21 protein-coding genes are annotated in these 25,766 nt (G+C 58.9%); 11 read left to right on the forward strand and 10 right to left on the reverse strand.

The window, feature by feature from the left end; translation table 11 throughout:
* Positions 1 to 17: 17 nt before the first annotated feature.
* Positions 18 to 749, reverse strand: coding sequence for a DUF5995 family protein (locus P4G45_RS01570; protein WP_348267945.1), 732 nt, complete (start codon positions 747 to 749; stop codon positions 18 to 20).
* Positions 750 to 978: 229 nt separating this feature from the next.
* Between P4G45_RS01570 and P4G45_RS01575 the strand changes: the two genes are divergently transcribed.
* Both P4G45_RS01575 and P4G45_RS01580 read left to right on the forward strand, forming a co-directional pair.
* Positions 979 to 2,250, forward strand: a complete 1,272-nt coding sequence (locus P4G45_RS01575) for an alpha-amylase family glycosyl hydrolase (protein WP_348267946.1) — start codon at positions 979 to 981, stop codon at positions 2,248 to 2,250.
* 204 nt (positions 2,251 to 2,454) lie between these two features.
* A complete protein-coding gene (locus P4G45_RS01580) occupies positions 2,455 to 3,114 on the forward strand; it encodes a hypothetical protein (RefSeq protein WP_348267947.1) in 660 nt (219 codons plus the stop codon).
* Positions 3,115 to 3,132: 18 nt separating this feature from the next.
* Here P4G45_RS01580 and P4G45_RS01585 read toward each other — a convergent pair whose 3' ends face one another.
* Positions 3,133 to 4,203 (reverse strand): glycoside hydrolase family 43 protein, encoded by a 1,071-nt coding sequence (locus P4G45_RS01585; protein WP_348267948.1) that lies wholly within the window; start codon positions 4,201 to 4,203, stop codon positions 3,133 to 3,135.
* A 113-nt stretch (positions 4,204 to 4,316) separates the two neighbouring features.
* Between P4G45_RS01585 and P4G45_RS01590 the strand changes: the two genes are divergently transcribed.
* The gene (locus P4G45_RS01590) at positions 4,317 to 6,767 is read left to right on the forward strand and encodes a bifunctional (p)ppGpp synthetase/guanosine-3',5'-bis(diphosphate) 3'-pyrophosphohydrolase (RefSeq protein ID WP_348267949.1); all 2,451 of its coding nucleotides are present in this window, start codon (positions 4,317 to 4,319) and stop codon (positions 6,765 to 6,767) included.
* 18 nt (positions 6,768 to 6,785) lie between these two features.
* Here P4G45_RS01590 and P4G45_RS01595 read toward each other — a convergent pair whose 3' ends face one another.
* Entirely contained in the window at positions 6,786 to 7,124 is a 339-nt protein-coding gene (locus P4G45_RS01595; RefSeq protein ID WP_348267950.1) for a hypothetical protein, read from the reverse strand.
* 107 nt (positions 7,125 to 7,231) lie between these two features.
* Positions 7,232 to 9,757: a glycoside hydrolase family 95 protein gene (locus P4G45_RS01600; RefSeq protein WP_348267951.1), complete on the reverse strand. Its 2,526-nt coding sequence runs from the start codon at positions 9,755 to 9,757 to the stop codon at positions 7,232 to 7,234.
* Between the two features lie 372 nt (positions 9,758 to 10,129).
* Between P4G45_RS01600 and trpB the strand changes: the two genes are divergently transcribed.
* The 6 genes from trpB (at position 10,130) to P4G45_RS01630 (ending at position 15,765) form a co-directional block, all read left to right on the forward strand.
* On the forward strand, positions 10,130 to 11,377 hold the full coding sequence (gene trpB / locus P4G45_RS01605) for a tryptophan synthase subunit beta (protein ID WP_348267952.1): 1,248 nt from the start codon (positions 10,130 to 10,132) through the stop codon (positions 11,375 to 11,377).
* The gene (gene trpA / locus P4G45_RS01610; protein ID WP_348267953.1) at positions 11,361 to 12,122 is read left to right on the forward strand and encodes a tryptophan synthase subunit alpha; all 762 of its coding nucleotides are present in this window, start codon (positions 11,361 to 11,363) and stop codon (positions 12,120 to 12,122) included. Before trpB ends, trpA begins: the two co-directional genes overlap by 17 nt.
* A gap of 130 nt (positions 12,123 to 12,252) precedes the next feature.
* On the forward strand, positions 12,253 to 12,516 hold the full coding sequence (pheA, locus tag P4G45_RS01615; protein ID WP_348267954.1) for a chorismate mutase: 264 nt from the start codon (positions 12,253 to 12,255) through the stop codon (positions 12,514 to 12,516).
* A gap of 73 nt (positions 12,517 to 12,589) precedes the next feature.
* On the forward strand, positions 12,590 to 13,609 hold the full coding sequence (gene aroF, locus P4G45_RS01620) for a 3-deoxy-7-phosphoheptulonate synthase (RefSeq protein ID WP_348267955.1): 1,020 nt from the start codon (positions 12,590 to 12,592) through the stop codon (positions 13,607 to 13,609).
* Between the two features lie 2 nt (positions 13,610 to 13,611).
* Positions 13,612 to 14,481, forward strand: a complete 870-nt coding sequence (locus P4G45_RS01625) for a prephenate dehydrogenase/arogenate dehydrogenase family protein (protein WP_348267956.1) — start codon at positions 13,612 to 13,614, stop codon at positions 14,479 to 14,481.
* A gap of 51 nt (positions 14,482 to 14,532) precedes the next feature.
* A complete protein-coding gene (locus P4G45_RS01630) occupies positions 14,533 to 15,765 on the forward strand; it encodes a threonine ammonia-lyase (RefSeq protein WP_348267957.1) in 1,233 nt (410 codons plus the stop codon).
* Positions 15,766 to 15,895: 130 nt separating this feature from the next.
* Here the strand turns inward: P4G45_RS01630 and P4G45_RS01635 are convergent, their stop codons facing one another.
* Positions 15,896 to 17,218, reverse strand: a complete 1,323-nt coding sequence (locus P4G45_RS01635) for a divalent metal cation transporter (RefSeq protein WP_348269202.1) — start codon at positions 17,216 to 17,218, stop codon at positions 15,896 to 15,898.
* Positions 17,219 to 17,358: 140 nt separating this feature from the next.
* On the opposite strand from P4G45_RS01635, the gene P4G45_RS01640 reads away from it, so the two are divergent.
* Positions 17,359 to 18,168, forward strand: coding sequence for a CHAD domain-containing protein (locus P4G45_RS01640; protein WP_348267959.1), 810 nt, complete (start codon positions 17,359 to 17,361; stop codon positions 18,166 to 18,168).
* A gap of 114 nt (positions 18,169 to 18,282) precedes the next feature.
* Here the strand turns inward: P4G45_RS01640 and P4G45_RS01645 are convergent, their stop codons facing one another.
* Positions 18,283 to 18,702 (reverse strand): c-type cytochrome domain-containing protein, encoded by a 420-nt coding sequence (locus P4G45_RS01645; protein WP_348267960.1) that lies wholly within the window; start codon positions 18,700 to 18,702, stop codon positions 18,283 to 18,285.
* Positions 18,703 to 18,819: 117 nt separating this feature from the next.
* Here P4G45_RS01645 and P4G45_RS01650 point away from each other — a divergent pair, with 117 nt between their 5' ends.
* Entirely contained in the window at positions 18,820 to 19,962 is a 1,143-nt protein-coding gene (locus P4G45_RS01650; protein ID WP_348267961.1) for a DUF5715 family protein, read from the forward strand.
* Positions 19,963 to 20,058: 96 nt separating this feature from the next.
* Here the strand turns inward: P4G45_RS01650 and P4G45_RS01655 are convergent, their stop codons facing one another.
* The 4 genes from P4G45_RS01655 to P4G45_RS01670 all read right to left on the reverse strand — a co-directional run bounded on the left by P4G45_RS01655 (position 20,059) and on the right by P4G45_RS01670 (position 25,691).
* Positions 20,059 to 21,060, reverse strand: a complete 1,002-nt coding sequence (locus P4G45_RS01655; protein WP_348267962.1) for a Gfo/Idh/MocA family oxidoreductase — start codon at positions 21,058 to 21,060, stop codon at positions 20,059 to 20,061.
* Between the two features lie 9 nt (positions 21,061 to 21,069).
* Positions 21,070 to 22,167 carry a SurA N-terminal domain-containing protein gene (locus tag P4G45_RS01660; protein WP_348267963.1) on the reverse strand — a complete coding sequence of 366 codons (1,098 nt, stop codon included), beginning with the start codon at positions 22,165 to 22,167 and terminating at the stop codon, positions 21,070 to 21,072.
* Between the two features lie 23 nt (positions 22,168 to 22,190).
* Positions 22,191 to 23,171, reverse strand: coding sequence for a thioredoxin domain-containing protein (locus tag P4G45_RS01665; protein WP_348267964.1), 981 nt, complete (start codon positions 23,169 to 23,171; stop codon positions 22,191 to 22,193).
* 69 nt (positions 23,172 to 23,240) lie between these two features.
* Positions 23,241 to 25,691 (reverse strand): LPS assembly protein LptD, encoded by a 2,451-nt coding sequence (locus tag P4G45_RS01670; RefSeq protein WP_348267965.1) that lies wholly within the window; start codon positions 25,689 to 25,691, stop codon positions 23,241 to 23,243.
* Between the last annotated feature and the right edge of the window lie 75 nt (positions 25,692 to 25,766).

The following is a 25,766-nucleotide window of genomic DNA, read 5'->3' on the forward strand; positions in this document are numbered from 1 at the left end:
CAGTCCCGGAAACCACATCAAACACACTGCAAGATAGCTCGCCCCACCACGCCAGTCATCTGGTCCTGCGCGGCGAGGGCCGCCGTCAAAGCAGCCCCATTCAGCCCTCTCAAATAATCCGCAAAATCCCAGGCCAGGTCCCGAGCCCGGCAAATGTTCCAAAAGGCCAGGACTCGCCCAATCTTCCCTGTATCCTGCGCTGCCAGTCCCAGAAGTCCCACCGCCAGCATCTTCAATGCAGCGGGCATTGCCTGATCGAGCAGCCCATTCACCGCCTCATAGTCCACATGCTGCGGACTTCCATATACCGGCACAACATTCATCTCTCGGTCCGTATCCAGCAGGGCAAGCGCGAGATCGTGGTTGATATGCGCATTCATCCCCGCCAACGCAAACAGGATGCGGTCGATCCTCGCCTCATACCGGGACTCCATCAGCGCGCTCCATGAACTGGCTGTATCGCCCGCCCCATTCAGAAACCCGGCGATTGCCCTCAAGTAGAACCCCGCAAATACCACATCCAGCCGCAGCAGCCACTCGGCAGCCTTCCATCCGCCTGCCGGAGGACTCATATCCACCTCTTTTGTCACCATCATGTATAGCCGGTTAAACCACTTCAACCCATCGCCGTCGGCCAGTAGTTCGTCGATCTGTTGCATCTTCATCAACACGTCGTCGATCGTCGCCGGCGCAGTACCACTCACAATCGCATACAACGGCTGGTCTCGCGGATCAACAGCGATACTCACAGTCGCCCTCCTCTTTTACTTTTACGCGAAAAGTATAGTCACAATGTCCATACGAAATATCCTGCCGTGGATGTAGAGCAGAATGCCCATTGGTGTAGAGTTTGGGTTTCCTTTTTGTTGTGATTCCGCAGCGAAGCGGAGGAATCTGAGGTTCGGAGTACCTATACCCCATCGGGACGCCGTTCATCCGGTTCGCAGTCACGGGGAAAATGCTCTAGCATTCTCTAACATGCCGATTACCCGAACCAAAGCCCTTCTGGCCCTCTGCCTCGCCTGCATTGTCATCGTCTTCGCCTCTGTACCCTCCTCCGCCCAGATGCTCGCCCGCCCCGGCTGGGCAGGCTTCGGCCAGAAGTCCGAGGCCTGGTGGAAGCATTCGATCATCTACGAGATCGATCCCCACGGCTTCACCCCCGAAGGGCTCCATGGCATCGCCCAGCGTCTCGACTACATACACTCCCTCGGCGCCGACGCCATCCTCCTCACCCACATCGCCCCTGACGCCACCCATCCCCAGTCCCTAGATCCCGCCATCGGCACCCTCGACGACCTGGACACTCTCAGTCGCGAAGCCAGCACCCGCAACATGCGCATCCTGCTCGATTTAGGAACACCGCCTGCCGGGACAGATCTCAACAGCCTCGCCCGTCTCTGGCTCAACCGCGGTCTCGCCGGATTCCGTATCGCCGACCCGCAGCAAGCCGACCAGCTCCGCAAGATCACTGGCTCCTACATCGGCGAGCGTATCGTCATTGGCGACCTCAACCCTGCCGCTAATGCTCATCAACAACCCCAGCTCCTCCTCGATTCCAGCCTCACCAAACTGAACCAGCTCAACGCCGCCACGCTTCGCCCTGCGATCGAAGCCATCCAGTCCAACTCAAGCTCGCTCCTCCTCGCCACTGACGGCCCCGATGTTACCCGCAGCGCGGCCCGCTTCGGTGATGGCCAGCATAACCTCGACATCGCCAAGGTCTTCGCCGCCATCCTCCTCACCAACCGCGCCTCTTCACTCCTCTACTACGGTCAGGAGATTGGCCTCGCCTCCTCGACCCCTATGCAATGGGGCACACCCGTATCGCCAGCACCCGCACACCCCAGAAGACTCGCCGCACCCGCGAACGATCCCATCAGCGTAGCGGCGCAGGAAGCAGATAACTCTTCACTCCTGAACTGGTACCGCCAACTCAGTGCTCTCCATCACAGCAACCAGACCCTCAGCTCGGCACCCAGCATCATGCTCGATCATGACGCCCAAAATATTCTGGCCTGGGTACGCAAGCCTGAAGGAGCATCGCTGAGAGATCCAGCCGTCATCGTCGTCTGCAACTTGACCGCACAGTCGGTCCACGTCTCGCTCAAGGACGACATGCAGAAGCTTCACCTGAAGGGTAACTTCCTCCGTACCATTCTCCGATCCGACAGCGGAATGGGCCCCATGAGTCTCGACTCCATGACGATCCCCCCCTTCGCCGTCTATATCGGCCAGCTTCGCTATTAGCGAGCGAGCCACTCAAAGCGGAGCAGACGCGTACGGTAATTGTCACCGCGGGCCGACTGTCGAAGCTTCTAATTGCAACGCGGCTCACGCAATGGACTGAGATGGGCCAAAATCGCATCAAATTCAGATACCTATCTCGTTTCCCGAAGTGATCTGGCGGAGAACGGGACCTTAACCGAGGGCTTTTCCGTGAAAATAAACGTGATGCGCCATCTTCTTCCGACCGCTCTTCTCATCATTCTCTGCAGACCGTGCGTTGCATTGGGGGCGCAAGCGCCTGCGGCCGCACCGCCAGCGACGGAGCAAACGCAGAATACTCCATCTGCGATCATGCAACCGGCGCTCGCCACGGTGGGTCAGACGATCGGCATGCTGCGGCCGGACAAATGGAAGACCTCGGACGCGATACGCGAGCAGACTTTAGCGAACATCGAATCCATTCATCGCGACCTGGAGATGACGCTGCCGCAACTGCTTGCCGCCGCCGATGGCGCGCCCGATTCTGTCTCGCAAGTATGGCCTGCCTATCGCAACATCGAGGCGCTCTACGATGTGCTGCTTCGTGTCGCCGAGGCAGGCAATCTCACCGCTTCCAGCCAGCAAAACGCCGCACTCGAACGAGCTAGGGCCGCGCTTGAGGAGGGCCGGCGCACTCTCGGCGATCGGTTGACGTCTGCTGCTCTCGCGCAGGAACAACAGGTGCGCACCTTGCAGGCTGCAGTTCGTGCTGTGCCGCCTCCCCCTGCACCTGTGGCCTGCCCGCCTCCGCCGCCTGTGAAGAAGCACAAGGCCCGCAAGAAAGTTGTGAAGAAGCCCGCTCCGGCTCCTGCCAATGCGCCCAGTAGTGTGCCTGCTTCGCACTAGACCGATCGAGCCTCCCTATCAGCGTGAGGGCTTGCGGATTGCCGTGTCGGTCGAAAGCGGCTTGCCGAAGTTCGGTGTGCCGTCGGCATTCCAGGTGAAGGGCTGTATTCGCGGCGAGCGCTTGCCGCCACAGCCCTCATTGGTTGCCGGATTCGCGTGGTAGATAATCCAGTCTTCCTTACCGTCGAGCGACTTGAAGAAGCCGTTGTGGCCTGGGCCAAAGACACCGGCATCGCGATCCTGTTTGAAGAAGGGATGGTCGAACTTTGACCAGGATGCTGGATCGAGCAGATTAGCACTGGACTTCGCCTGCGCTACTCCCAGTTCGTAGTAGTCCGTCCAGCAGGCGGAGCCGGAGTAGACGAGGAAGATGTCCTGCCCATGCTGCAGGATCTCCGGACCTTCGTTCACGCTGACATGCGGCATGGCGGGCCGCTGAAGCAGATCTCCGACGCGCTCCCAGGGGTATTGAGGATAGGAAAGTTGGACTCGCTTCGAGTCGACGGTCCAGGGGTTCTTCAGGTGCGCGAGATAGATACGCTGCTCGCCGTCGGTGTCACCCTCCCAGCCGGACCAGACAAGGTACTTTTGGCCTTTGTTCTCGAAGACGGAGGCGTCGATGGCCCATTTGTCCGTCGCATCGGCCACCTTGCCTTTAAAAGTCCAGTTGCCGTCGAGGGGATCGGCCGACGGGTTTTCGACAACATAGATACGGTGCGATTCATTCTGCCCGGCGTCGGCGGCGAAGTAGATGTACCACTTGCCGTCGATAAAGTGCAGTTCCGGTGCCCAGATGTCGTGGGAGTAGGGGCCTGTTGCGGGCGGCGTCCACACCACTTTCTTCTCCGCATGGGCGAGGTCGGTGATATCGCGGGTCTTCCAGACCGTCAGGTTTCGGCCTGTGGTGTTCATGTAGTAATAGAAGCCGTTCCGGGTGACGACCCACGGGTCGGGGCCGGTCGGGAGCAGAGGGTTGTGAAATGTTGCGGTCTGGCTGGAGTTCTGAGCGGTAGCTGGCGTCGTGAACGTCGGCAGAGCAAGCGCGGTGAGTAGAACCAATCCTGAAATTACTCTCGAAAAATGTTTCATGGTCGGCCTTGGCGAAGTCTGAATTCGAAGCAGCATGCGTTTTTGCTGTCCACAGCATCATCTCATCTGGCTTAATGTGGCTCCAGGCTTGACGGCACATCCTATAATGTCCTATGGTCAGCGCAAATCCGGCCTCTTCGGAGGCTGACCCGCAATCGCGGTCGCAGAACGAATCCAAGGATAGCTCGGAGATACCGAACACCGATACAGGAATGGAGCTAAAAGCTGCTCTTCCCGTTACGGACGTAGCGGATACTCCGGCTGCGGCTTTGCGGGCGGATGACCGGGCAGAGCCGTCGGGCTCACCAGAATCTTCAGCCTCGCACCTGGGGGGCGTCTCCTCCGGAGAGATTGAAACAGTGGATGAGAAGTTTCTCAGGCTGCTGGCTACCGTGCATGAGAACCGTCCCGGCGACGACCTCGACATTATTCGCAAGGCTTGGGCGTTCTCCCTGCAACAGCACGAGGGGCAGAAGCGGGCTTCGGGCGAGCCGTACATTATCCATCCGCTGGAAGTCGGACAGGTACTGGCAGAGTTGAAGATGGATTCGACCGCCATAGCGGCGGGCCTGTTGCATGACGCAGTCGAAGATACGGACGTCACCTCGATTGAACTGGGTAAGCGCTTCGGCGACCAGGTTGCGCATATCGTCGAAGGCGTCACCAAGCTGGACAAGATCAAGTTCGCCAATCGTGAAGACCATCAAGCGGAGAACATCCGCAAGATGCTGCTGGCGATGGTGACGGACGTTCGCGTAGTCATCATCAAACTGGCCGACCGGCTGCACAATATGCGGACGCTCGAGCACTTGAAGCCCGAGAGGCAGCAAAAGATCGCGCGCGAGACGCTGGATATTTATGCTCCGCTGGCCCACCGTTTGGGAATGGGAAAGCTGCGCGGAGAGCTTGAGGATCTGGCTTTCCGGTATACCGATCCTTACGCATATGAGCAGGTGTCGACTGAAGTGAATGCGCTGCGTGGGGCGGGCGAAGAGTTTCTGCATAAGATCGGGACGGAGCTCGAAGAAAAGCTGCGTGAGCACCACATTCAGGGACGCGTGGAATGGCGCATCAAGCGGCTGTATTCAATTCAGCAGAAGCTGGAGTCGCAGAAGATCCCGGTGGACCAGGTCTATGATCTGCTGGCGGTCCGGGTGATCTGTCAAACGGTGCAGGATTGCTATGCAGTGTTGGGGCTGCTGCACAGTGCATGGCGCCCGGTGCCGGGACGCATCAAGGACTTCATCGCCATGCCGCGGCCGAATCTTTATCAGTCGCTGCATACGACGCTGATCGCTCCGGGCGGACATCAGTTCGAGGTGCAGATTCGTACGGAGGATATGCATCGAGTCGCCGAGGAGGGAATTGCCGCGCACTGGAAGTACAAGGCCTCCGACAACGTCACCTCCAAGGACGAGCAGCGCCTGGCGTGGATGCGGCAGTTGATGGAGTGGCAGCGCGAGATGCCCGACCCCAACGAGTTCATGTCGACGCTCAAGATCGACCTGTATCCGGAGGAGGTCTACACCTTTACGCCGAAGGGTAAAGTCGTCGTGCTGCCCAAGGACGCCAGCCCCGTGGATTTCGCTTACGCGATCCACACCGAGGTCGGCAATACAACGGTGGGCGCGAAGGTGAATGGGCGCATCGTTCCGCTGCGGACGCGGCTGCGCAACGGCGACATCGTTGAGATTTCGACGCAGACAGGACACGCTCCAAGCCGCGACTGGCTGAGCTTTACCAAGAGTTCGCGGGCACGCAACAAGATCAAGCACTGGCTGAATGAGCAGCAGAGGGTGCGGGCGATCGAGATCGGCAGAAAGCTGCTGGACCGCGAGGGGAGGAAGTACAAGCTCTCGCTGGGTAAGTTCCACGAGGCGGATTACGACAAGGTGGCCGCCGAATATGGGCTGGGGACTCAGGCCGAACTGCTGGCGGGTGTGGGCTTTGGCAAGTTTTCTGCGCGGCAGGTGCTGAACAAACTGGAACCGGGATCGACCATGGCCGCGGAGCCGGCACAGCCTGAGGGTGCCGTCGGGCATGCGATTGGACAGATGTCCGACGCCGTGAAGAAGGTATTCTTCGGCAAAGGTTCGGACTCGCTGCAGGTGGAAGGGCAGGACGATCTGCTGGTCTACCGCGCTCGTTGTTGTAACCCGATTCGTGGTGAAGAGATCATCGGCTATGTCACGCGGGGCAAAGGCGTGGCGGTCCATGCCCGCAGTTGTCCGAACGTGCAGAATTTGCTGTATGAATCGGACCGGCGAATTCAGGTGGAGTGGGCGCCTTCGCCGATAGAGGCAGGAACAACCAAAGCACAGACATATCCTGTAAAGCTGACGGTGCTTTGTGACGATCGTCCCGGTCTGTTGAAAGAATTCACAGCGATCATTGCCGACGACGGAACCAACATCCGCAGCGTGGATACAAAACCTACTCCCGAAGGCACGATGGTGGTGGACTTCGTTGTGGAGACAGTGGATGTACGGCACCTGAATAAGCTGGTGCAAAATCTGCGCAAGGTTCCGGGAGTACGGGACGTTCATCGGGTGCAGAAGATTTGATCTTGATGCGAACTGCGACTAACGCTCCTGGCGTTCACGCTTTTCAATTCCTTTCTTTTCGCGAACTTTATTAGCTACTGCGCCTCCGCCTGCGCCAACTGCGCCGCCAATGAGTGCGCCTTTTCCTCCGCCGAGCAGCGCTCCGGCTACGGCGCCGCCAGCCGCTGAACCGACGACGATCTTCGCGCCGGTGTGGTGTCGATGATCATGGGCGGTCTGGGCCCGTTTGGCACGCTCATGACGTCGGGCCTGAGTCTCCTGCGAAAGACCTGAGACGGACAAAGATAAAACACCGATAAGCGTAAGGAAACCGATCCTCTTCTTAAAGCTGGAACTGATTGGATCTTTTAGTGTCATGGTTTCTCCGTTTCTGAGAACTAGGATGCAACAGACGCGAGCGGAGACCGGACAAGCGGTAGAAAGATAGGCCATCGTGAGACGGATTGGCTTGTTTGAAATTAGATTCATGCCAAATGCGGTGTGAACCTCAAGCGGTAGCTGCGGCCTGCTTCAAGTCGGACCTGTTGGCTCCCGTCGGTCTGCTGGGTAAGGGGTATAGTCTTCGCGCCGCTCTTGATTGACGCAATGGTTTGTCCCTTGGGTGCGCGCAGGCGGTGCTCTCCGGCAAAGTCGGGGCGAATCGTGCACTCCTGCGCCTTTCCTCCAGCCCAGGCAAGATCGATCTCCAGCCCACCTCGGGCGCGCAGACCTTTTACGGAGCCCTCGGGCCACGGTGAGGGCAGCGCAGGCAGCAGGTCAACGCTGCTGTCGTGGCTTTGCAGCAGCAGTTCTGCGATGGCGGCCGTCGTGCCGAAGTTGCCGTCGATCTGGAAGATGGGGGCGGGTTTGGAGGGGTGGGTGTCGAAGAGGTTGAGGTTGGTACTGTGCTGCATGAGCATGGAGAGCGACTCCCATGCTTTGTCGCCATCGCCGAGACGGGTCCAGAAGGCGATAGCCCAGGCCCGGCTCCATCCGGTATAGGCGCCGCCGTTGGCTAGTCGGCGCTCGAGCGAGACGCGTGCTGCGCGGGCGAGCTCCGGCGTGCTCCGAGGGGTGATCTGGTTGCCCGGGTAGAGCGGATACAACTGCGACATGTGACGCTGGCCGGGGGTGGCTTCATCGAAGTCGACCGACCACTCCTGCAACTGGCCGTACTTGCCGATCTGATAAGGAATAAGGCGCTTGCTGGCCGCGTCGAGCTTTGCGGCGAAGCTGACATCGATGCCGAGCTCTTTCGATGCCGCGATGCAATTGGCGAAGAGTTCGCGGATGAGCGCCATGTCCATGGTGCAGCCGGCGCTGGTCATCGCTGGTTTGCCGTCGGGCGCCATGAAGTTGTTCTCGGTCGACTCCGAAGGACAGGTGGTGAGGTGGCCTTTGCCGTCCTCGATCAGCCAGGCGAGGCAGAACTCCGCAGAGCCTTTCATCAGAGGATAGGCGCGGTTGCGAAGGAATTCGCGGTTGCGCGTGAAGAGATAGTGTTCGTAGAGATGTTCGCAGAGCCAGGGGCCGCTCATGCCCCAGTTTGCCCAGGTGGCCGCGCCGACGCCTTCGCCGACAGGATTGGACGCTCGCCAGAGATCGATGTTGTGGTGGGAGACCCATCCGGTGAGGCCGTAGGTTTCTTTGGCTGTCCTTGCTCCAGTCTTGCTGAGGCCGTCGATCAGGTCGAAGAGCGGACCGGCGCACTCGCTGAGATTGCAGGTCTCGGCGGGCCAGTAGTTCATCTGGATATTGATGTTGGAGGTCCAGTTCGAACTCCAGGGCGGCGTGATCTCCGAGTTCCAGATGCCTTGCAGGTTGGCTGGTTGCGTACCTGGCCGCGAGCTGCTGATGAGAAGATAACGGCCATATTGGAAGTAGAGCGCGAGCAGCGATGGATCAGGCGAAGCGGCGAAGTTGTTGAGTCGCTGGTCTGTCGGTTGCGACTTGCGCGGTGATCCGATCTCGAGCGAGACGCGACGAAACAATCGGCGATGATCCTCGACGTGGTGCGCCCGTATAGCCGCGAATGACTTGTTGGCAGCCGCGTCGAGTTGACGCTTTGCGTTGGCTGTGACCTCTTCCTGTGGCGTGTCCGGCTTGAATTGAAAGCCACGATAACCGGTCGCCGCAGTCAGCAGAATCGTGAACGAGGTTGCGTTCGTGATGGTGATACGGTCCGCATCTGCCTTGGCTGTGCCGCCCTGCACTTGAAGCTGCAAGGCCGAGGCGAAGTACATACCTGCGCCGGGGTCATCCGAAAGCGTGACAGGTTTTTCGCTGTGAGGATGGCCAGCTCCGGCGATGTGAGCTGCCGCTTTGCCGGTAAGCAAGACACGATTGCCGGGGAGAGCGGTGACTGCTTTCTGGAGCGGGCCATCGAGCGAGATGGTGCCGTTGAGCTGATGGGCCTTGCTCGCGGTGACGCGCAGAATGAGCACCTGGTCGGGCGCGGAGACAAACGCTTCGCGCTGAAAGCGGACGCCGCTAACTTCGTAGGAGGTGGTTGCGCAGGCCGTATCGAGATCGAGCTGGCGGCGATAGTTTGTTGCAGAGCCGCTATGAGCGAGATCGACTCTGAGGTTGCCCAGCGGTTGATAGGCTTCGGCGAATAGCCCCTGCATCTTCTGGCAGATCTTGTCGGCGAGGTGATAATCCTTCTGTTCGAGCACCGCGCGGCGTACGGCGGCGAGATGGTTTTTCGCGTCGAGGTTATTGCCGTCGCGTGGCTGGCCGGACCATAAGGTGTCCTCGTTGAACTGGAGGAGCTCCTTGCTGAAGTCGCCGTCTTCGCCGCCGCCGTAGACCATGGCGCCGAGGCGTCCGTTGCCGATGGGCAACGCGTCGACCCATTGGGCAGCGGGTTTTTCATACCACAGCGTCAGGTCGCTGGGCTCGGAAGAGGCTGATTTCAAGGATTCGGCGAACCCCAGCCGTTTCGAGAGAGACAGATCTCCGAGGACCGCGGAGGTTGTTCCGAGAAAACTGCGACGGGTAAATCTGCTCATAGGTAAAAACCTTTTCCTGGCAGTGAATTTGATCCATCCACTTTAGCTGACCTATGCCGGTTCTGGCTTTACGGCGCGCAAAGTGTTGCGGTGAGCATGGAAATCCATCGAATCGCTCGGTCGAAATCGAGGCGAAATCTTCGGTGAGCTTGCCGACGGGACCGACTCCATGTATCTTGGAAAGCAAGATGACTTCTCTCTCCAGCCGATTTTGGTTTACCTTCCGCTACTGGCACACGGTAGCGGCATCGGCGGAGTAGCTTCATCTGAGAGATTGCTGAGTTTCAGTTGATTCGATATCCACACGAGCCGCGACCACATGAGTCGCGGCTTTTTTCGTGCAGAGCTAAGGTTTAGGGATCAGGAGAGACGATGAGTACCAGTGATGTTGTAAATTCGCCAAGTGCGGCTGTCGCGGGACGGTTTGGAATCTATGGTGGGCGCTATGTTCCGGAGACGCTGATGGCGGCGCTCGAAGAGTTGGAAGTCGCCTATGCGCAGGCAAAAGACGACCCGGCTTTTCAAGCTGAGCTGAGCGACCTGCTGCATCACTACTGCGGCCGTCCTACTCCTCTTTATTTTGCGAAGCGACTGTCCGAGCAGCTTGGCGGGGCGAAGATCTATCTCAAGCGCGAAGACCTGCTGCATACCGGAGCTCACAAGATCAATAACGCGCTGGGACAGGGTCTGCTGGCTCGCCGGATGGGGAAGCAGCGCATTATCGCCGAGACCGGGGCAGGGCAACATGGGGTAGCCACGGCTACGGTTTGCGCTCTGTTTGGCCTGGAATGTGTGATCTACATGGGCGAAGAGGACATGCGCCGGCAGGAACTGAATGTCTACCGGATGCGGCTGCTGGGCGCTGAAGTTCGCGGGGTTTCGGCTGGTTCGGCGACGCTGAAGGACGCCATCTCAGAGGCGATGCGCGACTGGGTGACCAATGTTCGCACGACCTATTACATTCTGGGCAGCGCACTCGGAGCGCATCCTTACCCCACCATGGTGCGTGATTTCCATCGCGTCATCAGCCTCGAGGCCAAGGCGCAGATGCTGGAGCAGGAGGGCAAGCTGCCCACGGCGATTGTCGCCTGCGTCGGCGGTGGGTCGAATGCGATTGGCGCTTTCTATGAGTTTCTGCCGGACGCGAATGTCCAGTTGATCGGCGTCGAGGCGGGTGGACGCGGCACGGCGCTGGGGCAACATGCTGCCCGGTTCCAAAAGATCGGCGGCGGTGTCCCCGGCGTTTTGCAGGGAACGTATAGCTACGTTTTGCAGGATGATGCCGGGCAGATCTCACTGACGCACAGTGTAAGCGCCGGTCTGGACTATGCCAGCGTTGGCCCGGAACACGCCATGCTGCACGACTCCGGGCGAGCGAGCTATGTCTCCTGCTCGGACGATGCCGCACTGAAGGCCACGGTGACGCTGGCGCGGACCGAGGGAATTCTTCCGGCGCTCGAGAGCGCTCATGCTGTGGCCGAGGCGATCCGCCTGGCTCCCACGATGGCGAAGACGGATGTGCTGATGGTGAACCTCTCCGGCAGAGGCGACAAAGACATGGGAATTCTGGCACGTGAACTGGATTTGAAGGGAGCAGGGGCGAATGCCGATCGAGTTTAGAAAGAAACCGGGGATCGTTGCTTATCTGACGGCGGGCGATCCTGACCTGGCGACAACGCGGGACATTGCGCTGGCAGCGATTGATAACGGCGCGGACGTGATCGAGTTAGGCGTGCCGTTCAGCGATCCGCTGGCCGATGGCCCGGTGATTCAGCGCGCCAGCGAGCGGTCGGTAGCTCAGGGAACGACGCTGACCGATGTGCTTGGCATCGCGAAGGAGTTACGTGCAGCGCGTCCGGCTTGTGGGCTGGTGTTGTTCTCTTATCTGAACCCCGTGGTGCGAATGGGCATGAAGACGTTCTGCGCGAAAGCCGCCGAGGCAGGCGCAGATGGCGTTCTGCTGACTGACATGATTGTCGAGGAAGGCGGGGAGTATCTGGAGGCAATGCATGTTCACAAGCTGGCTCCGATATTTCTTGCCGCACCCACCAGTCCGGATGCGCGGCTGAAGGCGATTGCGGCTGCTTCGCAGGGATTTGTTTATGCGATCTCGCGGGTAGGAATTACGGGCACGCAACAAAACGTCGCGGGTGATGCCGCAGAGCTGGTGTCTCGCCTGCGAAAGTTTACGAAACTGCCGATTGCCGTGGGTTTCGGCATCTCGAACGCAGAGCACGTGAAGGCAGTGGGTGAGTTTGCGGACGCCGCGATTATCGGCAGCGCATTGGTTGCGTTGATCGAGAAGAGCGATCCGGCTGAGGCTCCTGCGGCCGTAGGGCGGTTTATCGCGGGGTTACGGGGATGAGAGCTGCCGATACAGATAAGGCATGCGCCGGCGCACACGTTTATCATTGTGTGTACAACAATTTTCCGCAGCGAGCGACGTCAGGGAAGGCAAAACCTGGGTGTGTACCGCTGCAACGTGAGGCTGATGCATGGATATCTCCGATTGGCGGCAAAAGATCGACGAACTGGATGAGCAGATCGTTCGCCTCATCAGTCAACGCGCTGAGGCCGCAAAGGCAATCGGCGAACTCAAGCGCATATCCGACCTTCCGGTCTATGAGCCGCATCGCGAGCAGGACGTGTTCAACCATGTCCGCGCCGCGAACCCGGGGCCATTGGCAGATACCGAGATTCAGCATGTGTATGAGCGCATTATCGACGTGATGCGGACCTTGCAGCGGCGGGATTCGTAGACAGCCCGATTTAGATCGAATTTAGTTACATAAAAATCAATTCAGTCAGATAAAAGAGAGCGAAACAAAAACAATGATCGTAGCGATGCAGGACCATGCAACCGAAGAACACATACAGCGCGTGATCGAGCGGATGGTTGAGCTCGGATTCAATGTTCACCGCACGACAGGCGCGGTACAGACAATTCTGGCCGGCGTAGGAACGCCGGAGCACTTTGAGGTCGCAGAGTTCAAGGTGCTGCCCGGTGTGCACGATGCATACCGTATCTCGTCGCCCTACAAGCTGGCAGGCCGCAGCTTCCGTCCCGAGGGCACGCAGGTCAAGTTCCCCAACGGCGTGGTCATCGGCGGCAACGAAGTCGTCATAATGGCGGGCCCCTGTTCGGTCGAGTCGCGGGAGCAGATTCTGCTTAGCGCGAAGCAGGTAGCGGCAGCGGGCGCAAAGTTTCTGCGCGGTGGAGCATACAAGCCCCGCAGCTCGCCGTATAGCTTCCAGGGTATGGGCGTCGAAGGCCTGAAGCTGCTCCGCGAGGTCGCCGATGAGACTGGTCTTCTGGTCATCACCGAGGTTATGGAGATCTCGCAGATCGAAGTCATGCTGCCCTACGTCGATTGCTTCCAGATCGGCGCGCGCAACATGCAGAACTTCAACCTGCTCCGCGAGCTTGGCCACATCCGCAAGCCCTGCCTGCTGAAGCGCGGCATCGCAGCAACCATTGAAGAGGTCCTGCTCAGCGCGGAGTACATCCTCTCCGGCGGCAACTACGATCTCATCTTGTGCGAGCGCGGCATTCGCACCTACGAGACCTACACCCGCAACACGATGGACATCTCGGCAATCCCGGTACTCAAGAAGCTGACCCACCTGCCGGTCTTCGGCGATCCCTCGCACGGCGTCGGCATCCGCGACCTGGTGCCGCCGATGGCGTTGGCCAGTGTTGCTGCCGGAGCCGACGGTCTGCTGATGGAGATGCATCCGAATCCGGACAAGGCAATGAGCGACGGTGCACAAAGCCTCTATCCTGAGCAGTTGGAGAAGCTCGTGGCACAGTTGCGCCAGCTCGCGCCGATTGTCGGGCGGAAGATCGCCTAGCCATGCCTGCTGGAACAATGGAACGCGTTCTCATCATCGGAACGGGGCTGATCGGTGCTTCGACCGGGTTGGCCCTGCGATCGGCAGGGTTTGCCGGTCGTATCGATGGCTGGGACGTAAGTTCGCTGGAGCGGACGGCGGCGGCGCAGATGGGTGCCATCGACGCTGCCGCCGCCAGCGCCGAAGAGGCGCTGGCGGCGGCGAGCAAGGCAGATGTGATCGTGCTCGCTGTGCCTGTATTGGCGATCAAAGACTGGATGCAGCGTCTTGCGCCCGTGGTCGGTAGCGGACAGTTAATCACGGACGTAGGCAGCACAAAGCTGGAGATTACCGAACTCGGAAGGTCGCTGTTCTCGGCGGCCGATACGGCGGCATTTCTGCCCGGGCATCCGATGGCAGGCAAGGAATCCGGTGGCGCCATGCTGGCCGAGGCCCGGCTCTTCAACGGCGCGATGTGGCTTTTTACCCCGTCCACGTCTGAGTCATCGCCGATGGAAAAAGAGTGGCGCGACTGGGTCGGTTTCTTCGGCGCGCGCACGCTCGATATGGATGCGGCGCGGCATGACGAGTTATGCGCCTGGGTCAGTCACCTGCCCCAGATGTTATCGACCGCATTGGCTGCGTTGCTCGAAGACAAGTTTGGCGATGCTCCCGAGATTGGGGCCATCGGCGCCCGTGCTCTCCGCGAGACGACGCGGCTCGGGGCCAGTCCCTACAGTATGTGGCGCGACGTGGCCATGACTAATACCGGCCCCATCGCCGATACCTTATTCGCCCTCGAGCAGCGGCTGGCGCATGTCCGCGAGAACCTGCGCACACCCGAACTTCGCGACGAGTTTGCGTTGGCAAACCGGTTCCGCCAGCGACGGTAAGGCCGGCAAAGCTGTGCTTGGCCATTGCCCTTCGGGTAACATCGGTACAGAGTGAACAAAGCCATCAACAATCTGAGCATCCGCCTAGCCGACGTGCAAGCGGCGCGCGAGCGCCTGCGTGGATCGATCTACTATTCGCCCTGTCCCCATTCGCAGATGCTTTCTGCGCTGACAGGCCAGCAGATCTATCTCAAGCTCGAAAACCTGCAGATGACGGGCTCCTTCAAAGAGCGTGGCGCGCTCAACCGTATTGCCACGCTGACGACCGAGCAGAGATCTCGCGGCGTCATCGCCGCCAGCGCGGGTAATCACGCGCAGGGCGTAGCCTACCACGCCACCAAGCGGGGAATCTGCAGCATCATCGTGATGCCTCTGGCCACGCCGCTGGTCAAGGTGACGGCGACGCGCAACTTCGGCGCCCAGGTCGTGCTGCATGGAGCCAACTACGACGAGGCCTGCGAAGAAGCGACGCGCATCTGTGCCGTGGAGGGAATGACCTTCATCCATCCCTTCGACGATCCCATCGTTATGGCCGGGCAGGGAACCATCGGATTGGAACTGTTGGAGCAGGTGCCTGAACTGCAAGCCGTGGTGGTCCCCATCGGCGGCGGCGGTCTGATCGGCGGCATCGCCTGCGCCATCAAAGAGTCGCGGCCTGACATCCGCATCATCGGTGTGCAGACCTCGCGTCTGCCTTCCATGGCCGAAGCCGTCCGGCAGCATCACCCGGTGACGCTCGATTCGGCAACCACGATCGCCGACGGCATCGCCGTTCGTCGCGCCGGAGAGATTACCTTTCCTGTTGTAGAGCGTTATGTCGACGAGATCGTCACCGTCGACGAGGACGAGATCGCCTCCGCAATCCTGGTGCTGCTTGAGCGGGAAAAGACCTTGGCCGAAGGCGCGGGAGCAACGGCGCTGGCTGCCTTGATTCAGAAGAAGACGACACTCAAGTCTGAGCACACGGCAGTAATGGTCTGCGGCGGCAACATCGATGTAACCCTGCTCTCGCGGATCATCGAGCGCGGTCTGGTGCAGGATGGCCGCCTGATCCGGCTGCGGATTCATCTGCTGGACAAGCCGGGAGCATTGGCCGAGCTAACCCGCCTGATTGCCGATCACCGCGCCAACATTGTGGATACGCTGCACAACCGAGCCTATTACGGAGTCAACCTTGGAGATACCGTGATCGACATCACCATGGAGACGCGTGGCCGCGAACAGGTCTCGGAGTTGCTGGCCGCCCTCACTGCCGGGGGCTATAAACATAGCCGCGTCCTTTAGGCACCTCTGATTAAGCCTTCGTTTGAAGCGGCTGGACTTCAGCCCCTCCGTAAATCGAGCTGAATCAACGCGGCTTTCGCCGCTGAGCAGGCTTGAACCATTAATCGAGTCTTCCTTGAAGGCCGCTGCCTCATCGAGCGGCATGTTGAAACACCAGCGTATACAACAGCGCAACTGCGGATAGGCCCATCACCCCGAAGGTTACCCAGACAAAGGTCCGCGACAGCGCTCCGCCCCGGTGGTCTCCCAATATCTCCGGATTGCCATTGATCTTCGCGATCAGAAAAAGCAGAGGCACTGCGGCAATCCCATTAAAGACAGCCGTGAAGACCAGCGCCTTCATCGGATCGATGCCCACAAAATTAAGCAGTAACCCGATCAGCATCGACAGAATGATGATTCCGTAGAACCCCCGCGCCTTCTTGAACTTCCTCGAAAGCCCTTCCTTCCAGCCGAATGCCTCCGCCAGCGCATAAGCAGCCGAGCCTGCCAGCACCGGGATCGCCAGCAGTCCCAGGCCAATCACACCAACGGCGAACAGGTCTTTTGCCACCTGCCCCGAGTTGGGAAAGGACTGCACCAGCGGTTCTAATGCCTTGGCGGCGTCGGCAGCGGTGTTGATCGTCGTCGTTCCGTGTTTGAACAGCACTGTCGCCGTCGTGATGATAATGAACCACTGAGCAAGCTCCGCCGATGCCATGCCCACTAGCGTATCGATCCTCATGTCGCGGATGAATCTTCGCGGAAGCCGAGGTTTGCCATCTTTGTCTGTATGCATCCCCACCGCACGCTGTTCTTCCACCTCTTCTGAAGCCTGCCAGAAGAACATGTAGGGCGAAATCGATGTTCCAAAGACCCCGGTAATAATGAAGAAGAAGGCAAATGAGAGTTCGATATGCGGCACCACGGTCGCGTACAAAATCTGCTTCCATGGCTGTTTCACAATAAGCGCCGTCGCCGGATACGAGAACAGCGCAAGTGCGAGCCACTTCAACCAATTCGCATAAGTCTTGTAAGTAACCAAGACTTCCGATACCACGAGGACCAGCGTCGCTGAAACTGCGAACAACCAGAACGGGAGGTTCACAACCAGTTGGGCCGCTGCCGCTACCGCGCCAATATCGGCGCCGATGTTGATGGTATTGGCCACAGCCACAAGCACCACCACGCCGATCAATATCTTGCGCGAATAATGGTCCTTGATAACGCCGGCAAGCCCCTTGCCCTTTACTGCGCCGATGCGCCCGCACGCCTCCTGAACGGCGAGCAAAAGCGGTATCTGGTAAAGCGCTGTCCATAGCTGGCCAAACCCGAACTGTGCTCCCGTCTGCGAATAAGTGGCAATGCCGGATGGATCGTCGTCGGCTGCGCCCGTGATAATGCCGGGGCCAAGAATCTTGAAAAACCCGAGGACCTTCTTCTTTAAAGAGCTTTTCGGCTCTTGCTCCACCATCTGGACCACGGTTTATCGGTTCCTTTTCATAGAAGTGGCATAAGTCTATCTCACCTGCAACGTAACTCAGGCCATCCAACCCTATGGCCAAATTAGTAATCCAAGAGCGCACCCAGTTCATTTACAGGCATACTACCCACATGGCAGTTCGCGCCGCCCATCCCGTGCGCACCTTGCGCGATCTGGTCGCAACTCTTGAAGCCGCGATCACTCTGGTCCGCACCAATGCCAAATCCAAACCCGTCCATGACCTTCGCACCACGACCCGCCGCATCGAAGCCCAGCTCGAACTTCTAGCGCTTCTGCCCGATCTTCCCGAGCACCGCAAGCCAGCAAAGAAGGCTCGCAAACTTCTTCGTAAACTTCGCCGTGCCGCCGGGCGTGTCCGCGACCTCGATGTCCAGCGCGGTCTCATCCGATCCAAATCAGACGAAGCCCACAAGCTCCGCAGCCTTTTCAAGCAGCAGCGCGGCCAAGCGGTGGAAAGGCTTCTCGATATAGTTCACAAGCATCAGTCCAAACTCGACCGCCATCTCAAAGCGCTGCTCGAAATGCTGACCTCCGCCCAATCCCTTGCCATCCCTGCCGAGCACTTGATCCAACTCACCCTGGACTGGTACGCTCACCAAACTTCGGCTCCGATACACCGGAACCATCGCCAACTCCATGACATTCGCAAAGCCGCTAAACTCGCCCGCTACATCATCGAGTCAGCCGGTTCTGCCTCTACCCGCCACCTCGCCCTCACCTTCGAGTCACTTCAGAAATCCGGCGGCGATTGGCACGACTGGCACACCCTCTCGCGCATCGCGCGCCGCGAGCTGAGTTCCTCATCGTCGCTTACGCAATCCTTCACCCACCGCCGCGAAAAATCGTTGGCAGAGTATCAGAGTCAACTCAAAGCTCTACCCAGAAATCTCGCTCCCTCTAATCCCCGGAATATTGCTTGACGCTTCCGCGACTGCAAACGACACGTCATCTCGGCCAAGGTGTGGATGTTCCCGCCGCAGTGGAGAGCCCTGCATTTGTCGTCTGAGGAGAAGAGTCAATCTCTGAAAACTGATTTACCGTTGAGCCGCATCTTCCGGCATGATCGCTCCGGCTTTTACCCACTGCTCCACTGTCGCTACATCCGCATTCGAAATCCTGGGCAACTTCGGCGGCATCGGCATGGGATCATTCGTCGGCCCCTCATGCCGGATCAGTCTTACCAGCAGGCTCTTCGCCGGATCACCAGGAACCACAACCGGGCCTGTATGGCCGCCCTTCAGAATTCCTGCCCGCGTAGCCAGATTTAACCCACCGCGATGGTTCATTCCTCCATGACACCGGTAGCAATGTTCCTTGAAAATCGGCTGCACGCTCGTCGTATAAAACTGGGGAGTCGCCGCCGTGTCCGGTGCTGCCTGTACCGTCCCTGTCCGCAATCCCCAGCCCAGCAAAGCCATCCCCACTACAATCCAGCCCACCAGCAACTTCCGCATCCATCCCCCTGTTTACCGACTAGTATACGGAACCCATCTGATTACTTACACTAGCTATAGATAGTCTCTAAGGTAGGAATTGCTCTGGCGTTCCGCGCCTCTCAAAACATGATGCGGTTGAACGCTCCACTTACGGCCCTGCTGGCGCTTGCAGTCTTGTTTCTCATCCCTGCCACGCTGCTCGCGAAACCCCCGCACCACCGTGCGCGCAAGACGACCAGCGTCCGCAAGCAGACCCGCACCAAGGCGAAGGCAGAACATCGCCACGCCTCCACAGCCAGGGTCTCTCGCGTCCACTCCAGCACCACACGAAAACATCTGACAAAGAGAGCCAGCACCCACCGTCGCGCCGCCTCGCCCCGCGTACTCGAAGTGTCCGATCAGTCACCCAGAAAGGCTACGGCAGACGACTTCCTGAAAGCTGCCTCTGTGAAATCGCAGCCCGAGGAGACTCCTGTAGCTCATCACACCGAAAGCGCCGCAGTGGTCTCCCACTCCCGCCGCTCGTCCCGCAGAAGCCGCTCTGTCGCTAAGTCCGTTTCCGTCGTCAGCGTCATCCGCCCGGCGCCGGAGAAACCCCAGTTGAAGAGCATTGCAGACGAGGCCGCTGCTCCGTCCGTTCTCCCTGCGCTCTACAACAAACGCGGGCGCCTCATCATCCCCCGACCTCTGAAGGGCTCCCACGAGATCCTCCTGCATCAGAACGAAGTCGCCGACCGCGAGGGACTCGACCGCATTCAGAACGACGCGGACCTCCTCGATATGAGAAACAAGCGGATGTTGGTTCCAATACCGACAAGTTACGCATTGCAGGTGGATGACCGTCTGCCCGCCGATCGTCGTTACACCCGCCCGTGGACCTCGGAGTTCCTCAGCAGCATGGCGCGGGCTCACTACGCTCACTTTCACTCCCCGCTACAGGTGAACTCTGCTGTCCGTACCGTCGAGTTTCAGCAGCATCTGATACATATCAATGGCAACGCCGCTCCGGCTGGAGGCGATACCGCCTCGCCCCATCTCACCGGACAGGCCGTCGATATAGCAAAGCACGGCCTGTCACGTACTGAAGTAGCTTGGATGCGCGGCTACCTTTTGCCGCTGATTCAGGAAGGCAAGATCGATGTCGAAGAAGAGTTTCAGCAGTCCTGCTTCCACATCAGCGTCTATAAGAAATATCTGCCGCCCGCAGACGTGCCGAGGCGCGATCTAGACACTCATCGCAGTGGCGAAGCCAGCGCACTGGCAACGGCCATTCGCTAGTTCATCTTCCTTGTAGATTCACATCGAAACCGAGTCCCCCATCCTTCGCGGCATTACCGCGAAGGATGGGGAGTAGATTCTTCATCCACGTGCGCTCTAAATCGTCTGGCGCAACCCAGTGTGCCAGCTCTTATAAGCCGCATCCAATGCGCGCATATTACGCACGCCATCCTCACCCGATGCGGCAAACGTACCCGTTCCCCGAAAAGCCTGCGCAAAGCTGTCCAGCATCCGCGTGTACCCATCGCCATTTTCGAGAGTAACGGTCTCGACCAGCTCCCCAGCCCTTCGCAGCTCCAACTGCACAGGACGATCCACCGTCAACCCGTTTTCGGCAACCAGCACGCCATCGCTGCCGGTAATCTCGACCAGAGTGCGGTATGGCGCACGTGCACTCACCGACACATGGGCATACACGCCGCCGGTCATCTCCAGTTGCAGCGATGCAACCGCCTCCACCTTGCCCGACGACTCATCCCGCCGCGCCAGCGTGCTCACACTCACCACGTCTTCACCCAGCACATAGCGAAGCGCATCGATGCAGTGCACACCCACATCCGCAATGGGCCCACCGCAAGCCAGCGTCGGATCGGTGATCCACTTCCGCGGGGCATTCCCTGCTGGGTACGCATACTCCGCATGCGCCATCTGCGGCTGTCCAATGCGGCCCGCCTCAATCTGATCACGCATCCAAGCCAGACTGTGGTTGAAGCGAAAGTTCTGCCCCACGCCAAAGAGCAGGCCCGCAGCCTTGGCTGCTTCAGCCATCTCCTGCGCCTCGGCAGTATTCATCGAGAGCGGCTTTTCGCACAAGACTGCCTTGCCATGCCGCAGAGCCAGCAAAACATCGTCCTTGTGCATCGCATCCGGCGATGTAATAAAAACCACGTCAACCTCGGGCGAAGCGCACAACTCCTCTCGTGTTGCGAAGCAACGAGCGATGTTGTGCGTGGCACACTCCTTCGCCGCCGCCTCCTGATCGCGTCGCCACATTCCCATCAGGGTCGTCTCTTGAGACCGTAAAAAAGCAGGCAACAGGCGCCGCACCGCATGGTGCCCAAAGCCAAGAATCGCAAAACGTACGGGAGCATGTGTCATAGTTTGAGTTTAGTGTGCGTCGTTTTTGAAGATCTGTTCGGCAAAGAAGTTCTCGACCTTGGCCTGATCGCGCAACATCTCGAAATAAGCGTTCTTCAGCAACTGCGACCGTCCTTCATGGAGCTGCTGGCGGATCTGCTGCTGCACGCTGGGGTCTTTCAATTCCCGCTGGCCCGCAGGCTCAATGGCGATCAGCTTGTAGACGGCATACCCCGCCGGCTTTTTGCTCTGCGCATCCAGCAGCGGAAGAATGTCGGTAACGTGGCCCGGCTTCAGCTTCATCACAGCGTTAAAGACCGCGGGGTCCGCCTTCATCTGGTCCGCCGTAACAAAACCCATATCGCCGCCATTTGGAGCCGTCTCCGGCTGTTCGGAGAAGTTCATCGCCAGCGTTCCGAAGTCTTCGCCGCTATCCAGCCTGTTCTTCAGCGCCTGAATCTTCTTCTTGGCTTCTATGTCCGAGGTCGCCTTGCTGTTCTGCAGATTCACCGGCTGTGCCGACGGCACGCTCGTCACCAGGATCTGTGCCAGATGGTATTCCGTCTGGATCAGGTTGTACTCGGACTTGTGCTGGTTGAAGTAGTTGGCGACGTCCGCGTCGGTCACCGTGATCTTGGAGTTGATCTCTTTATTGAGCAGCTTATTCTGCGTCAGCGATCGGCGAAGATCGTGCTTCACCTCATCCAGCGTTGTATTGCTGGCCTTCAACTGCTGATTGAACTGTTCATCGGTGTACCGGGCCTTCATCTCAGCCAGCTTCGCGTCGACCTCTTCATTGGTCGCCGTCAGGTTCATCTTGGCGGCGCGTTGCTGCACGATCTCTTCGTCGATCAGCGCGCGCAGCACATTCAGCCGCAGAGAATTGGCCTGGTCCTCCGATGGCGGCTGCTGTTGCTGTTGGCCCAACTGCTGTTCATAGGCCTTGTCCATCTCGGCCTTCATGATGGCATGGCCATTCACCGTCGCCACCACATCGGCTTGATGCTCGGTCTTGCAACCCGCCACCGGAAACAGTGCGGCAGCCATCAGCAGTGCAACAGGAATTGAAATCTGGCGCTGCAAGCGTCCAGACAAAACAGCATGGGTATCGGTCAGCAATCTCTTCACGTATCAATTCTCCTGCATCGAAGCTAGTTTCCGGGCTTGGTCGCCGGCGAAGTCGGGGTTGCCTGGACAGGTTCATCCGGCGGAGGTGGTGGCGGAGTCTGGCCTGCCGCTATCAGCGCATTGTCAATGATCTTATACACATACTTCATCGGAACCGCACCCACGACCCTCTCGCCATTGACGAAGAGCGCTGGTGTTGAATCGACTCCCAGCTCCTCGCCCAGCTTCATTGAGGCCTGGACCGCAGTCTCATCCTGCTTGGCGATGCACGCGTCCAGCGTGTCGGCATTCACCTTCTGCCGCGTTCCTTCAGCCTTGGTTAGCGAATCGAGCATCTCATTCGCCTTGGCGACGCTTCTCTCGGTGCCGCCTATCTCCGCAGCATGCGCGTGGACGTAATCCACCAGATTCCAGTAGCCCTTCGGACTCTGCGCCGCCAGACAATCCACGTCAATCGCCGCGTGCATCGCCCACGGATGCTGGCTTAGCGGAAAATCTTTATAAACGATGCGGATCTGGTTCTTATAGTGCTCCGTCAGGGCTGGGAACAGTTGCTCATGCATCTTCGCGCAATACGGGCACTCGAGATCGTCGAATCCCACAACCAGCACCGGAGCACTCTCCGGGCCTCCTCGTGCAGGGCGACCCTCATCGCTTACCAATTTTTTGGGGTCGCTGCTGATATCGAACTTGCTGAACTGCGCCAGTGTCTTGCCGTCGTCCGACAGGAGAAACATTACCGGCTTGCTCGTCTTTCCCTCGGATGAAAACGTGACCGCAATCGCATCGTACCCGGGAACTTCGCTCTTCGTCCGCGGCCCCACCGCGATGTCGTACTCCGGCGGAACGCCCGAACGCGACCGGATCAAAACCTGCACTCGCCGTGTCAACTCGGGAGAGAGCTTCACTCCGCTTGTCGTGGCTGGAACCTGTGCGTGGCAGCCAAGGGCCGCCAGGGTAAGGGCAAAGACAAGAATCCGGAAGGGTCGAACAGCAGTCAGCACCCCTTGATTATCTCAGACTCTTTCACGCAGAGGCTATTTGCCTGCATCGCATTCCGCGCCGTGCCCGGCTCAAAAAAGCCGTTCCGCCCGTCGCAGATTTCCCGCAGTCCCTATATTTGCCAGCGTGAAGTTGAACCGGTACGCATTCTCGTTTCGCACCGAACCCAGCTCATACTTCCGATACTCAACGCTCAAACCGCAGCAGTCCCAGTTGTACGAGGTCTGCAGCGCCCCATACTGCACCGACCCAAGGTTCAGATCCAGCCCCACATTTGCCGCAACGCCCAACCCCACCTTGGTCGGCGATCCATAGCCCGCCAGCAACCGCAATTGACTGAAGTTCGAGACTTGCGAAGACGTTCCCTGCGTGTAGGACCGCCCCGGAGCATTCAGCCTCGCATAGCTCAATCCGGCAAATGCGTTGCCCTCATGCAGATCAACCAGCACGTTATTGGACGTGAACTTCTTCGCTCCCGTATCCAGGTCGAAGTCCCACTCCACGTCCATCTTCGCCGAGGTCCTTACCCTCAGTCGCGAAACCAGCGGCGAGATCTCTCTCGCCTCGGTCAAAAACGCAATCCCTGAAAGATTTAACGTCGTATCAAAGATATTTCGTCGACCATTTACCACGGCACCGCCAAAGTTCTTATCCAGAAAATACTTCTGCGTAAGCCGCCAACTGATCCACTCCCGCGCGCCGCACTCGTTCGACACCGTGTCGGGATCGTCGGTCTCGGTATCTTTCTCCTTCTCCTTGCACGGCGTAGCCTTCCCTTTGGTCGGGCGCAAAAATAACCGCTGCGTCACGCCATATTGCAACTCATTCGTGTTGCTGACGATGTCCACATCATCGAAACGCAACACCTTCAAAAAATTATCGACCCCGCTGACATAGCGATACTTGAACTCCGGCTCGATCGTATGCCGCACGTCGTGGCCAAACACTCTCTCTACAAACTTCGAGTTGAACGTCCGCTCAATCACCGGCGCTCTCACGTCTACCTGGGCCTCCACATCGCTCCGGTTCAGCCCGCCCCGATGCTCCACGGACGGCCTCTGCCCAACCGCCGGTTGCTTCAAGCTGCGGCTGTAAATCGTCTCCCGGACCGCCAGAGAAGGCAGCAGCTTCCACTCCCCCAGCCGTAACGGATAAGTGATTTCGGGATGCAAATCGAACCGCTCCGTGACGCCGCCGCTCACAAAGTTCGGCTGTACCCGCTTCAGCCCGGCTGCCGAACTCTCAAAGTTCCACAGCGCGCCGCTCCTGCCCAGCGCATGGTCGGTCGAAGCCATCTCCACGGCAGGCGCATGAAAGATTCGGACCTCCTGTGCAGGGACTGCCGGTGTAGTCGGCGTCGCCGGCACCGCGACCCGCTTTAGCCCCTGATATCGGTCCGCGCGCACGTCCGACGCAAACCCATCCGTCTCATGCACGCCATACGCAAATGAAAGAATATCGGTCGAAACCGCCTGGTTGAAGTTCTCCGTAAACGCCTCGCGGTAAGGGTACGAGCTCAGATACTCGACATTCCCTACCATTCGCGTCTGCGCAGAAAAATCATGCCTCCCCGCGAACGTCGCATCCTGCCCACCCTGATTTACAATCTGTCCGCCGCTCTCATAGCCGCGGTCGATCAGCCCGCTGTAACGCGCCGTGACAAAGTCATTCTCCCGGCCGCGATAGTGAAACATCGCTGACTGCGACCAGCCTCTGCTCGAAAAATACTCCGCGCCCACCGTCAGGTCCGTGCTCCGGTTGATCGCGAAGTAAATCTGCTCCCCCAGGATCAAACCCTTCGTCGAAGATTCCCCGATCACCGGAATCATGAAGCCGCTCTGCCGCCCCTCCGTATTCACCGGATGCGTCACATACGGCATATAAAGCAGGGGAAGATTGAACAGGTGGAAGACGCTGTTATGCGCGCTGGCCATCTCTCCGTTCACCTCGAACTTCCCTGCATAGAGCAGCCAGTCCGGATGCTCCAGTTGGCACGAAGTTACCGTTCCGCCATATACCTCGTACTCCTGCGGCCCTTTTTTCACCACAACACGGCCCGTAAACAGGAAGGGATGCCCATTCGCATACACCATCTTGTGTCCCGAGTTCTTCAACCCCACCGACCCGGCCACATCATAGAACCGCCCCGTCTGCTTGTTCAGGTTGATCGTTCCATGGCTCGCCGAAATTACCTCATGATTCGCGCCGCCCGTGGTCTTCAGATGTCCGGTGATCTCCAACTCGCCCGTCGCGCTGTCGTATTCGATATGGTCGGCCTCGACCCTTCGATCGCCATAGGTAATCACTACATTGCCATCCAGCACATACCGGTCGCCCGTCTTCGATTGCGTGTCCGACTCCATCACCACGGGCGCCGTTTTCTCCACCTCGGGAACGACCACGGCCTCGGGATATCGCACGGCTGTAATGGCATCGGGGGGCGCATCCGGAACGGCCACCGCCGGGGTTGCCTCACTCGTCACCTCTTGCGCGCGAAGCTGTGGATGACTTGCCGCAATCATCGTGATAGTTATCAAGAGGTAAATGGTTTTCAGGGCGCGGTAACCGACAGATTTGTCGGGGAAATTATCAATAAG

This window comes from Edaphobacter paludis (assembly GCF_039993895.1).
Classification (GTDB): Bacteria; Acidobacteriota; Terriglobia; order Terriglobales; family Acidobacteriaceae; genus Edaphobacter; species Edaphobacter paludis.